Annotated in this window: 14 protein-coding genes and 1 riboswitch; of the genes, 4 read left to right on the plus strand and 10 right to left on the minus strand. The window is 45.4% G+C overall.

The window, feature by feature from the left end:
- The first annotated feature begins 55 nt into the window (after positions 1-55).
- A riboswitch (PreQ1 riboswitch) is annotated at positions 56-100 on the plus strand.
- A 2-nt stretch (positions 101-102) separates the two neighbouring features.
- The 3 genes from queC to ASUC_RS10440 are packed head-to-tail and all read left to right on the plus strand — an operon-like array spanning position 103 to position 1855.
- Complete coding sequence (queC, locus tag ASUC_RS10430; protein ID WP_012073739.1) at positions 103-810, plus strand: 7-cyano-7-deazaguanine synthase QueC; 708 nt, start codon at positions 103-105, stop codon at positions 808-810.
- Positions 811-812: 2 nt separating this feature from the next.
- On the plus strand, positions 813-1232 hold the full coding sequence (queD, locus tag ASUC_RS10435) for a 6-carboxytetrahydropterin synthase QueD (RefSeq protein ID WP_012073740.1): 420 nt from the start codon (positions 813-815) through the stop codon (positions 1230-1232).
- Positions 1229-1855 carry a 7-carboxy-7-deazaguanine synthase QueE gene (locus ASUC_RS10440; protein ID WP_012073741.1) on the plus strand — a complete coding sequence of 209 codons (627 nt, stop codon included), beginning with the start codon at positions 1229-1231 and terminating at the stop codon, positions 1853-1855. The genes queD and ASUC_RS10440 overlap by 4 nt, the downstream gene beginning before the upstream one ends.
- 9 nt (positions 1856-1864) lie before the next feature.
- Here the strand turns inward: ASUC_RS10440 and mutT are convergent, their stop codons facing one another.
- The 3 genes from mutT to secM form a co-directional block, all read right to left on the minus strand.
- Entirely contained in the window at positions 1865-2272 is a 408-nt protein-coding gene (gene mutT, locus ASUC_RS10445; RefSeq protein WP_012073742.1) for an 8-oxo-dGTP diphosphatase MutT, read from the minus strand.
- Positions 2273-2338: 66 nt separating this feature from the next.
- Entirely contained in the window at positions 2339-5086 is a 2748-nt protein-coding gene (gene secA / locus ASUC_RS10450; protein WP_012073743.1) for a preprotein translocase subunit SecA, read from the minus strand.
- A gap of 108 nt (positions 5087-5194) precedes the next feature.
- A complete protein-coding gene (gene secM, locus ASUC_RS10455; protein WP_012073744.1) occupies positions 5195-5497 on the minus strand; it encodes a secA translation cis-regulator SecM in 303 nt (100 codons plus the stop codon).
- A gap of 109 nt (positions 5498-5606) precedes the next feature.
- On the opposite strand from secM, the gene ASUC_RS10460 reads away from it, so the two are divergent.
- Positions 5607-5939: a DciA family protein gene (locus tag ASUC_RS10460; RefSeq protein WP_012073745.1), complete on the plus strand. Its 333-nt coding sequence runs from the start codon at positions 5607-5609 to the stop codon at positions 5937-5939.
- A gap of 31 nt (positions 5940-5970) precedes the next feature.
- On the opposite strand, the gene gorA is transcribed toward ASUC_RS10460, so the two are convergent.
- From gorA to ASUC_RS10495, 7 genes are all read right to left on the minus strand, one after another.
- Complete coding sequence (gorA, locus tag ASUC_RS10465; RefSeq protein WP_012073746.1) at positions 5971-7341, minus strand: glutathione-disulfide reductase; 1371 nt, start codon at positions 7339-7341, stop codon at positions 5971-5973.
- A 150-nt stretch (positions 7342-7491) separates the two neighbouring features.
- Positions 7492-8100, minus strand: coding sequence for a YfgM family protein (locus ASUC_RS10470; RefSeq protein WP_012073747.1), 609 nt, complete (start codon positions 8098-8100; stop codon positions 7492-7494).
- A gap of 11 nt (positions 8101-8111) precedes the next feature.
- On the minus strand, positions 8112-9383 hold the full coding sequence (gene hisS / locus ASUC_RS10475) for a histidine--tRNA ligase (RefSeq protein WP_012073748.1): 1272 nt from the start codon (positions 9381-9383) through the stop codon (positions 8112-8114).
- Positions 9384-9455: 72 nt separating this feature from the next.
- Positions 9456-10571, minus strand: coding sequence for a flavodoxin-dependent (E)-4-hydroxy-3-methylbut-2-enyl-diphosphate synthase (gene ispG, locus ASUC_RS10480; protein ID WP_012073749.1), 1116 nt, complete (start codon positions 10569-10571; stop codon positions 9456-9458).
- 5 nt (positions 10572-10576) lie between these two features.
- On the minus strand, positions 10577-11515 hold the full coding sequence (locus ASUC_RS10485; RefSeq protein WP_012073750.1) for a RodZ domain-containing protein: 939 nt from the start codon (positions 11513-11515) through the stop codon (positions 10577-10579).
- 93 nt (positions 11516-11608) lie between these two features.
- On the minus strand, positions 11609-12148 hold the full coding sequence (gene pilW, locus ASUC_RS10490; protein ID WP_012073751.1) for a type IV pilus biogenesis/stability protein PilW: 540 nt from the start codon (positions 12146-12148) through the stop codon (positions 11609-11611).
- A gap of 20 nt (positions 12149-12168) precedes the next feature.
- Positions 12169-13284 (minus strand): bifunctional tRNA (adenosine(37)-C2)-methyltransferase TrmG/ribosomal RNA large subunit methyltransferase RlmN, encoded by a 1116-nt coding sequence (locus ASUC_RS10495; protein ID WP_012073752.1) that lies wholly within the window; start codon positions 13282-13284, stop codon positions 12169-12171.
- Positions 13285-13479: the final 195 nt, after the last annotated feature.

Raw genomic sequence — 13479 nt, forward strand, 5'->3', positions numbered from 1 at the left:
AGTAGTGCGGTCATTTTTTGCAAGTTTTTACAAAAATCGCTACAATACGCCTCTTTTCATCGTGGTTCGCAAACCTCCCACGCAAAAAAACTAAGGAAATCTATGAATATTTCAAATCCTAACGGCAACCGTAAAGCGGTTGTTATCTTCTCCGGCGGACAGGATTCTACCACCTGTTTGCTTCAGGCAATCCGGGATTACGGCCCCAATAACGTGGAAGCCGTCACCTTTCAATACGGCCAACGCCATGCCATTGAATTACAGAAAGCGCAGTGGATTGCCCAAGATCTCGGCGTAAAACAAACGCTGATCGATACCTCCGTGATTAAAACCATCACGACCAATGCAATGATGTCCGATGCACAAATCAAGCAAGATGAAAACGGTATGCCGAACACGTTTGTGGACGGACGCAATGCGCTGTTTTTATTATATGCCGCCATCTATGCCAAAGGACAAGGCATTACGGATATTATCACCGGCGTATGCGAAACCGATTTTAGCGGCTATCCCGATTGTCGCAACGTTTTCATCAAATCCATGAATGTAACGTTAAATCTTGCCATGGATTACCAATTCAATATTCGCACGCCGTTAATGTACTTAACCAAAGCGCAAACCTGGCAGCTTGCCGATGAATTGGGCGCGTTGGATTACGTTCGTCAATATACGCACACCTGTTATCTGGGCGTGGAAGGCGGCTGCGGCACCTGCCCGAGTTGTTTGTTGCGGGAAAAAGGATTGAAACAATATTTAGCACAAAAAAGTGCGGTCGAAAAATCATCCGTTTTAACGGCAAAGGAGGCGTAACTATGTTTCGCGTTTCAAAAGAATTCAGTTTTGATATGGCACATATTTTAGACGGTCATGACGGCAAATGTCAGAATCTGCACGGCCACACCTATAAATTGCAAGTAGAAGTGAGCGGCGAGCTTTACCGACAAGGTCCGAAAAAAGGTATGGTAATGGATTTTGCGGATTTGAAAGAAATCGTTAAAAGCCTGATTCTAGAACCGATGGATCATGCGTTTATTTACGATACGAACAGCGAACGGGAATGCAAAATTGCCGCATTGCTGACTGAACTAAACTCCAAAACTTTCGGTATTCCAAGTCGCACCACAGCAGAAGAAATGGCACGTTTCATGTTCAACCGATTAAAACCCGAATTGCCGTTGTCGGCTGTCCGTTTGTGGGAAACGCCCACCTCTTTCTGCGAGTATCGGGAATGAATGTAATCGCCTCTACCCACAGTTATCCTATCGTGGAAATTTTCGAAAGCCTGCAAGGGGAAGGCGCGAATACGGGCATGCCGGCCATTTTTATCCGGTTCGGCAAATGCAATTTGGCCTGTCCTTGGTGCGACACGCCCTACAACGAATTCGCCGCACTTACTTTTTCACAGATTATACAAAAAGTGCGGTCGTTTTCGGCCAAGAATATTATTATCACCGGCGGCGAACCCACTATTCAGCCGCGTCTTTCATTGTTATTGGAACAACTAAAACAGGAAGGTTATTTTTTAGCCATTGAAACCAACGGATTAAAAACGGTTCCGTCGCAAATCGACTATATAGCCGTCAGTCCTAAAGGTTTATATTGGGAAAAATACCACTCCCGGTGTATTTCTTTTGCTCATGAAGTACGCATTGTAGCGGATGAAAACGTGTTGAAATTTTGTGCGTTTATCGAAGACAAGATCAAAGCGAACCACTATTATTTATCGCCTTGTGAAACGGATGGGAAAATGAATTTGTACGAAACCGTCACGCTGCTCGGTCAGCTCAATCAGCGGGCAAACCGACCTAAATGGCAACTCAGCCTGCAAACCCATAAATTGATCGGTATCGAATAAAAAAGTTTATTAATCCGCTTCGCTTTCCGCCAGTAAACGCTGAATCAATTTGAAGTTTGCCGGCGGAAATTGTCCGGCATCCAAATCGGATTGTTCGGTCCAAAATCCCTCTTGACCTTCCCGACCGAAAGGCTCGCCTACCCATTCTTCAACTAAATAGAAATAGAAGTGGATAATTTTATTGGGATATTCGAACAGAAACTGTTCATACAATGCCGGCTCCAACACCATAATACCGATCTCTTCTTCCAATTCCCGTTTTAGCGCCTGTTCCGGCGTTTCGCCCGAATCCACTTTGCCGCCGGGAAATTCTAGAGATTGGGCGAAATCCTGCCCTTCCAGACGTTGGGTCAGATAAATCTGTCCGAATTCATTACGAATAATTCCCGCCGCAACGGAGACAATTTTTTTATTCATCATATCCACCTTTATATGAAAGTGCGGTCAAAATCGCAAAAATTTTGACCGCACTTGATGCAAAGATTAGGCGTGATCTTTGGCACGACTGCCGTGGCAGTATTTATATTTTTTACCGGAACCGCACGGACAAGGTTCGTTGCGCCCGATATGGCGTTCCGCAGCAACTCGCGCCACTTTTTCTTCCGGCGATAACTCACTACCTTGCGTTGGTTCGGATGAAGCCGGCGCGTTCGGAAGCGGTGCTTGTCGGGCTTGCTGTTGCGCCGCCATTGCCGCCTGATATTGACGTTCCGCTTCTTCTATCTCTTCCTGAGTGCGCACCCGAACACGGCTTAAGGTGCGGATGACGCTTAATTTTAAGGCATCCAGCATTTCCGTAAACATTTGGAAAGACTCTTTTTTGTATTCCTGCTTAGGATCTTTCTGAGCATAACCGCGCAAATGAATACCCTGGCGCAGATAATCCATCGCCGATAAATGTTCTTTCCAGAGTTCGTCCAGCGTTTGCAGCATAATACCTTTTTCGAAACTACGCATACTTTCCGAACCGGCAAGTTCTTCTTTACGTTGATACTCCGCTTTCGCCGCATCAATAATGCGTTCGCGCAAGGTATCCTCATGCAGCTGATTATCATCTTCCAGCCATTGCCGGACAGGTAAGTCCAAAGTAAAGTCGGTACGCAGGCGCTCTTCCAGTTCAGGAATTTTCCATTGCTCTTCCAAGGATTGCGGCGGAATGTATTCGTCAATAACGCTGTTAAATACGTCTTCGCGGATTGCATCGATAGTTTCGGAAATATCATCGTTATCCAGCAAAACGTTACGCTGTTCATAAATGGCATGACGCTGATCATTCGCCACGTCATCATATTGCAACAGATTTTTACGTCCGTCGAAGTTGTGCGCTTCTACCTTCGCTTGCGCGGAGGCAATGACTTTCGCCAGTAATTTGGATTCCATCGCTTCACCTGCAGTAGTGAACATTTTACGCATCATGTTCAACTTACCTTCATTCAGATAAATACGCATTAAGGCGTCATCCAATGAAAGATAGAAACGGGAAGAGCCCGGGTCCCCCTGACGACCGGAACGTCCTCGCAGCTGGTTATCGATCCGGCGGGATTCATGGCGTTCCGTACCGATAATGTGTAGCCCGCCCGCCTGCATCACTTCGTCATGGCGTTGTTGCCATGCCACTTTGATCGCTTCGATTTGTTCTTCCGTCGGACTTTCCAGTTTTGCCACTTCCGCTTTCCAGTTACCGCCAAGGACAATATCCGTACCGCGTCCCGCCATGTTGGTAGCGATAGTCACTGCGCCCGGATAGCCCGCATTGGCGATAATTTCCGCTTCCTGCGCATGGAATTTGGCATTCAGCACATTATGTGCAATCCCAGCCTTATCCAACGCAGCAGAGAGCAATTCGGATTTTTCAATAGACGCCGTCCCCACTAATACTGGTTGATGGCGGGCGATACAGTCCTTAATATCTTCGATAATTGCGTCAAATTTATACTGTTCGTTTTCAAACATGATATCCGTTTTATCATCACGAATCATTGGTCGATTGGTCGGAATCACTACAGTTTCCAATCCATAAATTTGTTGGAATTCAAAGGCTTCCGTATCCGCTGTCCCCGTCATCCCGGCTAATTTTTCATATAAACGGAAGAAATTCTGATACGTAATGGAGGCGACGGTTTGGTTCTCGCCCTGAATTTTTACACCCTCTTTCGCCTCAATAGCCTGATGTAAACCGTCTGACCAGCGACGTCCCGCCATAGTACGTCCGGTATGTTCGTCCACAATCACGATTTCACCGTCTTTCACCACATAATCCACATCGCGCTGGAATAATGTGTGAGCCCGCAATGCCGCCGAGATATGGTGAAACAAGCCTAAATTTGAGGCCGAATACAGACTGTCTTCCGGCCGCATTAAACCTTGCTCGACCAGCCAGTTTTCACATTTTTCCAAGCCGCGTTCCGTTAAATTCGCCTGTTTGTTTTTTAAATCCAGGGAATAATCGCCGCTGCCCTGAAATTCATCGCTGTCTTCTTTTTCCTGTTCCACCAAAGAAGGAATCAATTTATTGATGGCAATATAAAGTTCCGAACTGTCTGCCGCAGGACCGGATATAATCAACGGAGTGCGGGCTTCGTCAATTAAAATGGAATCCACTTCATCCACTAACGCGTAATGCAACGGACGCTGAAAACGTTCCTGCGCCGAGTGCGCCAGGTTATCCCGCAGATAATCGAAACCCAATTCGCTATTGGTGGCATAAGTAATATCCGCTTTGTAGGCGTCACGTTTCACTTCCGGATCCAACCCCGGCACATTGACCGCAACGCTCATGCCCAAAAATTCAAATAACGGACGGTTGGTTTCCGCGTCGCGACGAGCCAAGTAATCGTTTACCGTCACCACATGCACGCCTTTGCCGGTTAACGCATTCAAATAGCAAGGCAAGGTTGCGGTTAAGGTTTTCCCTTCACCGGTACGCATTTCCGCAATATTACGGTTGGTCAGCACCATACCGCCGACCAACTGTACATCAAAATGACGCATACCTAATATCCGGCGACTGGCTTCACGCACAGTTGCAAACGCCTCCGGCATCAACTGTTCCAGCGTTTCGCCATTGGCTAAACGTTGACGAAATTCATCGGTTTTAGCTTTCAATTCATCATCGCTCAAGGCTTCAAAGGAAGGTTCTAAAGCATTAATTTTTTTAACAATTTTATTCAAGCGACGCAAAATACGCTCATTACGGCTACCAAAAATTTTCGTTGCAATAGTTCTTAACATAATTTTCTCTGTTTTTTGACTGTACTTATTTTCAGGAAAAAACCGGCATAACGACTCCGCACGGCGGTTTATCCTATCGTATATCGTTATATTTTTTAAGGCGGACAATTAAATGCGGGGACTACCGCGAATCGGTGCGTGAAAAGTGAATACCGCGCCGGAAAAGTGCGGTCGAAATTCAAGAAGTTTTTGCGATTCGATCGGCGATACGGCCCAAAACTGCTGCTGAGCCTGTTTCTGTTGTAAATTCTGCGCGACACAGGCAATCTGCCGTTGAACCGACTGATTTTGATAAGTGGGATTATTAGCTTCGGCATGTTGCCACTGCTGAACCTGAGGCAGAGCAAACATCGCAATCATGCTGAACAGCAATTGCGACCAAAAATAACGTTTGCCTTTGGTTAGTTTCATTCCGAAGTTCTCATAAAAAAGTAGTCAAATTATAACGGAAATTCGTTACAATGTCGTAAGTTTATTCAAACTTTCCTTTAAATGGGGCTATACAAGAGAAATATCAAGCATGGAACGGACAAAACGCTACCAAAAAGTCATGAATATTAAAGAATTGCTGGACACTTCAAGCCTTGCGCAGGTAATGAAAAAAGGTTTGTTTATCAATGAATTAAATCAACAAATCCAACAACTTTTTCCTTCTCAGTTTATGGGCTTATACCGGGTCGCAAATTTTACTGAAGATACGCTGATCATTGAAGCGGCAAGCGCAGTCGTTCGGCAGGGATTTTTATTTCGCCGAAAGGAATTACTGCAGAATATTCAAATTCTGCAGCCGGAAATCAAACAGCTGCAATTTTGCATCAATCCCGAACTGGGCGGAAAAAAAACAAAAAAATAGGCATAATCTTCTATGCCTATTTTTATTGCGATTAACGCATGGTGACGAATTCTTCCGAACCGGTCGGGTGAATAGCCACCGTATTATCTAAATCCGCTTTGGTTGCCCCCATTTTAATCGCTACGGCAAAGCCTTGAATCATTTCGTCCACACCAAAACCGATACCGTGCAATCCCACTACTTTTTCATCCGCGCCGACGCACACCAGTTTCATGCTGCAAGGCTGACGATGTTGAGTCACGGCGGAATACATCGGCGTAAAAGAGGATTTATAGACTTTCACCTTTTCCGCACCGTATTGTTCAATGGCTTTCGGTTCGCTTAAACCGACGGTACCGATTGGCGGATGACTGAATACTACGGTCGGAACAAGATTATAATCCAAGTGCTCATCCGGTTTGTTATTAAATAAACGTTCGGATAAACGACGACCGGCAGCCACCGCAACAGGCGTTAATTCGATACCGCCTTCGATAATATCTCCCACGGCATAAATACCTTTTACGGTAGTGTTTTGATATTTATCCACTTTCACAAACCCGCGGGCATTGGTTTCCACACCGGCGGCTTGCAGATTAATCACGTCCGTTGCCGGTTCGCGACCGATTGCCCATACTACGGAATCTACCGTCGTTTCACGCCCGTCTTCCAATTTTAAGGTGAGCGAACCGTCGGTATTTTTCACCACTTCCTGCGGAATTGCCTGCGTGTGTAACCGAATACCGTCCTGCTCCAACACTTCCAGCAGGGTTTCTACAATCATCGGATCCTGATTACGTAACGGCGCATGTTTACGGACAAACAAATGGGTTTCCACATTAAAACTGTTAAACACACCGGCTAATTCCACCGCGATATAACCCGCACCGACCACAGCTACGCGTTTAGGCAACGCTTTTAAAGCGAACACACCATTTGAATCAATACCGTATTCCGCGCCTTTCACTGCCGGAATAGTTGGGCGACCGCCGGTTGCAATCAGAATATGATCCGCCGTCACTTGTTCGCTTGAACCGTCGGCGTAAGTCACTTCGACAGTTTTAGCATCCACAAACTTTGCAAAACCGTTTAAAACATCCACATTATTTTTCGCCAATACGTTATTGTATGAAGTGTGAATGCGACCGATATAAGCCTGACGGCTTTCTACCAATTTGGCAAAATCAAATTGATTTACTGTCACATCAAACCCGTAATCCGGCGCGTAATGATGAATGGCTTCTGCAATCTGAGCACCGTAAAACATCACTTTTTTCGGCACACACCCCACATTTACACAGGTTCCGCCCAAATATTTAGCTTCAATAACAGCACATTTTTTACCATAGCTCGCCGCACGGTTAATCGAGGCGATCCCACCGCTGCCACCGCCAATGGATAAATAATCATAATGTTTTGTCATAACAGATTTCCTATTTACATAAAATTTGATTGATTCTGCCCAAAATATGAAAGAAAGGCAAAACGATTGAATAAATCAGTTTAATCGGTTTTATCAATAAACAGATACCAATAAAAAAGACCTGATACCAATCAAGTCTTTCGCGAAAAACTATAAGTTATTTAACCGCACTTGCGCTTCCTGCTGTTCCAGTGCCGTGGCATTTTTTAAGACTTCTTCAAAGCCGGCTTTTGCCGACGCTTTATCACCTTTGGCTAATTGAATTTCAGCAGTCAGTAATGTTTTTGGATTAGCAAAACCGGTTTCTTTCACCTGAGCCAATGTGGCTAATGCGCCATCAAAATCTTTCTGTTGAAATTGTACTTCCGCCAAGCGCATATTTGCCGTTGCCGCTAAAACCGGCTCCGGCGCATGAAACGCCGCCTGTTTCAACACCTCTGCCGCTGATGCAAAATCCTGTTTATTCACGGCGTCTTTGGCTTTTTCCAGCAATGCCAATGCGGCGTAACCGGTTTTCTCATTGGCTTGCACAAAAGCATCAATCTGAGTCTGTTTTTTCGCACCATCCTGGTGACTGATGGCTTGCTCGTATGCCATCGACATTTCCTGCGCCTTCACGGTTTGGTAATCCTGCCAATAACGCCAGCCGATGACACCTGCCAATGCGATAACGAAAATAGCAATCAAACTTTTATAGTTTTCATTCCACCAAGATTTAATTTCATTGAGTTCTTGTTCTTCTAAACTGGTATAAGCCATGTTTTTAATCCTTAAAATACGCGTTTTAAATAGTCAATAAGTTCGACTACGGAAATAGTTTGTTGTTCGACTGCACCGGACAAATCTTTCACCACCACTCGATCGGTTTGCACTTCACTTTCGCCGATAACCAAAGCCAGTTTGGCGCCAAGCTTATCCGCCCGCTTGAATTGTTTTTGGAATTTACCGCCGGAACAATGAGTCATTACACGCAAGTGCGGTAATTCCGAACGGATTTTTTCTGCGGTTTGGAAAGCCGCCAGGGTGGTACCTTCACCTGAAAAAACCACATAAATATCCACCGCATTTGGCACGGAAATATTTTTATTTACTTCCTGAACCAATAACACTAAACGTTCCAAGCCCATAGCGAAACCGACCCCTTGGGTAGCATGTCCGCCCAGCTGTTCGACCAAACCGTCGTAACGACCGCCGCCGCAAACCGTACCTTGCGCACCCAAAGCGGACGTCACCCATTCAAATACGGTTTTATTGTAGTAATCCAGTCCTCTTACCAATTTCGGATTAATTTCATATTGCACGCCCATGTTATCCAGCAGCGCACAAAGCTGCGTAAAATGTTGGCGGCTTTCGTCATCCAGATAATCCAGCAATTTCGGTGCATCGTTTAATACTTCCTGCAAAGCTTCGTTTTTAGTATCTAAAATCCGCAACGGATTTTTTAACAAACGTTCTTTCTCTTCATCGCTCATCAAAGCCTGATGGTTTTCCAGAAACGCCACTAACGCCGTACGATAACCGGCACGTGCCGCCAACGAACCGATAGAATTCAGTTGTAACGAAACATGCTGTTCAATGCCTAATTCTTTCCACAGACGAGCGGTTAAAATAATCAGCTCCGCATCAATTTCAGGATTGGCAATCCCGAAAATTTCCACTCCCGCCTGATGGAATTGACGGTAACGACCTTTCTGCGGACGCTCATGACGGAACATCGGTCCCATGTACCACAATCGTTGCTCGTTATTATAAATCCAACCGTTTTCAATCGCCGCTCGCACGCACCCCGCCGTGCCTTCCGGACGTAGCGTCAGTTGCTCGTCGTTGTCCCAAAACGTATACATTTCTTTGGAAACCACATCGGTAACTTCACCGATAGCTCGCGCAAACAGCGGCGTACTTTCCACAATCGGCATACGGACTTCGCTGTAACCGTAACTCGCCAGTACATTACGCACCTTATCTTCAATCCATTGCCATAACGGTGAATCGGTCGGGGAACAATCATTCATTCCGCGAATTGCTTTAATAATATTTGCCACGTTTTCGTTCTATCCTATATTCTATTTAATACTATTCTATTATTCGGTGCCGTTTCGCCGCTCAACCCGGCTTTATTCTACCGGAGACACCTCAATACGGTTTTCCTGCATTGCCACTTTCGATCGGATTCTGGCTTCCAGCTGGTTCACAATGTCGTCGTTATCAAAGCGTTCTTTCTGACGTTCGCCGTTCAGATAATAACCGCTCTTTTTATTCCCGCCGGTCACCCCCAAATCGGAAACCAGAGCTTCGCCCGGTCCATTCACCACACAACCGATAATCGACACGTCCATCGGCGTGATAATATCTTCGAGCCGTTGTTCAAGCTCGTTTACTGTGCCGATAACATCAAACTCCTGACGGGAGCAGGTCGGGCAAGCAATAAAATTAATGCCGCGGGAACGGATACGCAATGATTTCAGAATATCAAAACCCACTTTGATTTCTTCCACCGGATCCGCCGCCAAGGAAACACGCAAAGTATCGCCGATCCCTTCCGCCAAAAGCATGCCCAAACCCACCGCACTTTTTACTGCGCCGGCACGGGCGCCGCCCGCTTCGGTAATACCCAAATGCAACGGCTGTTTAATAGCTTTTGCCAATAAACGGTAACTTTCCACCGCTAAAAACACATCCGATGCCTTCACACTGACTTTGAATTGATCAAAATTGAGACGATCCAAGATCTCTACATGGCGTAATGCGCTTTCCAGTAAAGCTTCCGGGGTAGGCTCTCCGTATTTTTCCTGCAAATCCCTTTCCAGCGAACCGGCATTCACGCCGATACGAATCGGAATATTTTTATCTTTAGCACAATCCACCACCGCTCGAATACGATCTTCCCGTCCAATATTACCCGGGTTAATGCGCAAGCAGTCCACGCCGTACTCAGCCACTTTTAAGGCAATACGGTAATCAAAGTGAATATCCGCCACTAACGGTACTTTGGTTTGCTGTTTAATTAATTTAAACGCTTCCGCCGCTTCCATAGTCGGTACGGAAACACGGATAATATCCGCACCTACTCGCTCTAACGCTTTAATTTGCGTTACCGTCGCTTCCACATCGGTGGTACGCGTGTTGGTCATAGACTGAACGGCAATCGGCGCATCACCGCCGACCGGCACATTACCGACGTAAATTTTAGTCGATTCACGACGTTTAATGGTTGGTTTAAATGCTGACATAATCGTTATTGAAGTTTAAATTTAGCGACACGACCATCCACTTTCAGCGGATAATTTTCGCCCTTATAGGTAATTTTTACATTGCTTGGCGCACCGATGATGACAGCATAAGGCGCACCATCTTTAAAATTCAGGGTTTCACCTTGACGATATTCTTTTTGGGCAAGTACTTTGCGTTTCGCATCTTTTACGCTAATCCAACTAGTTGCCGCAGTGATTTCAATCTGTAAATCGCCATCCGCCGCGACAGGCGCTGCCGCAGGTTGAGAATCATCGGAATTTTCCACCGCACTTTCGACATTATTTTGTGCCGTCAAAGACTCAACCGACGATTGCGTACTATTCGTATCCGTTGAAACCGTACCGGATTCTATCGTGCTAGCTGTCGGCCGCTCAGATTGCATTAACGTTTCTGCCGCCGTATCTGACGGATTAACCGGTACCTGTACAGCAGGTAAAAGATCTTTCGATTGAACGGAAGTCGTTTCTACCGGCGTATAATTTTGCACTAAAGTTTCACGCTCTTTATTCGACTGCTGATAGTTTTCCCACCACCAAAGAGCCGTCATACCGGCGACAAATAAAAGAATAATGGCCGTAAAATAGCCAATCCAACGGTTATTATGAGAAGAATGGGGATTAATGGCTTTATCTATACGTGCGGCACGACTAAGATCGTTTTTCGGCATATCACCGAAACTCGGTACCGCACCTCTCCATATGCTTTCGGGCAATTTTACCAATTTCGCATAACTGCGTACATACCCCTGCATGAAGGTTGCCGGAATAGATTTTTGTGCAAATTCATTATTTTCAATAAATTGCAGTACCTGTACACGCAAATTTAATTTTTTAGCGGCCTCCTCAAGGGACAAGCCTAAATTTTCACGGGCTTGACGGAATTGTTCACCAAGGGCGGCAACGTTTTTTTCTTCGGTATCCATAAATATTTCTTTGAAATGAAAGACAATAAAACTGATAAAGTTTAAAGTCGAAAAAAACCTTTTGCAACCGTTATTACGCAGAAAAAAGAAAAATCAGAACCGTAGAGACTCCAGTTCCGCGGCTCGTGTCGGTGAGATTTTACGTAATAAGTCGATACTTTCCTGATAAACCGCACGATTTTTCACGGAATAAGCACAAATTGCCAGATTCTCGTAGGTATCCGTTTGATTATAATAATACTTGGCGGATAAAGCTTTTCGGAATTGTTCGATTCCCTGCTCGGCTTTGCCTAGGGAACATAAAAAAGTACCGTAATTATTATGTACGTCGCCTTGATCGTCATCCAACGAAATCGCTTTACGATATGCATTGTCCGCCAGCTCGATGTTGCCCTGTTGATGATGAAAATAAGCCAGTGCAGAATGCACCAGATAATAATCCGGCGCGTAATTTAAGGCCTTGTCCAGATTTAATTTTGCCTGCATCGGATTATTCTGGGCAAGATAACCCAACGCCAATTCAACCCGAGCTTTAGCCGCTTGTTGTTTATCAAAATCTTCATCCGGTAAAGATGAGCAGGCGCAAAGAAACAAGGAGAACAAAAAATGCGGTGTAAATTTACAAAGTTTCATATCATTCTCCTTATGCAGGCTTACTGATTGACTACGCCGATAACCTGCCCGAATTGTTTCTTCTGTGCGGTGCGCTTGGTTCGGTCAATCACATCTCCCGCCAACTGCCCGCATGCCGCATCAATATCATCGCCGCGGGTTTTACGTACAGTTACAGTAAAACCGTATTCCATCAAGGTTTTCTGGAAGCGATCTACCCGGCTGTTCGAACTTTTGGCATAAGGTGCTTCAGGGAACGGATTCCACGGAATCAGATTAATCTTACAAGGCGTATTTTTCAATACGTCCGCCAGTTGATGCGCGTGCTCCGTACCGTCGTTCACGTGATCCAGCAAAACATATTCAATCGTCACTTTTCCGTGATTGGCATTGGATACGCTCAAATAACGGTTTACGCTGTCCATCAGCATTTTGATGTTATATTTTTTATTAATCGGTACGATTTCATCGCGTAACTCATCGTTCGGCGCATGCAAAGAGATCGCCAGCGCCACATCGATCATCTCAGGCAGCTTATCTAAAGCGGGGACAACGCCCGAAGTCGAAATCGTCACACGGCGTTTGGATAAACCATACGCGAAATCGTCCAGCATAATTTCCATCGCAGGCACTACGTTTGCCATATTCAGCAAAGGTTCGCCCATGCCCATCATTACCACATTGGTAATCGGGCGAATACCGGTTACACCGAAATTACCGATGATTTTAGAGGCGCGCCAAACCTGTCCGATAATTTCCGACACGGTCAGATTGCGATTAAATCCCTGTTGTGCCGTCGAACAGAAAGTACAGGCCAAGGCGCAACCCACTTGTGAAGAAACACACAACGTGGCGCGATCCGCTTCGGGAATATAAACGGTTTCCACCTGCTGATCACCCACCTGCATAGCCCATTTAATGGTTCCGTCGGAAGAACGCTGTTCCACCGCGACTTCAGGTGCTTTAATTTCAGCGACTTGCTTCAATTTTTCACGCAATTTCTTATTAATATTGGTCATATTATCGAAATTGTCTTCGCCGAAATGATAAATCCACTTCACCAATTGATCCGCCCGAAACGGCTTTTCGCCCAATTCTTTAAAAAACTCGCGCATTTGTTGGCGGGTTAAATCCATTAAATTGATTTTCTCTGACATCTTGTTGCCTCGTTGTTACACCTTGCGGCTTTGGGTCTGTTTAAAATTAGGCAGCGATTGTACAGATTTCACGCGACATAATCTATCAATATTTGAAAACCTTGCCAATATCGACCGCACTTTTGTGGAATAGCGATCACAAAAATCGATTTACAGCCAGGAAATAGTATAAATTATCGACTGATGGGAAAAAGG

The organism is Actinobacillus succinogenes 130Z (assembly GCF_000017245.1).
Taxonomy (GTDB): domain Bacteria; phylum Pseudomonadota; class Gammaproteobacteria; order Enterobacterales; family Pasteurellaceae; genus Exercitatus; species Exercitatus succinogenes.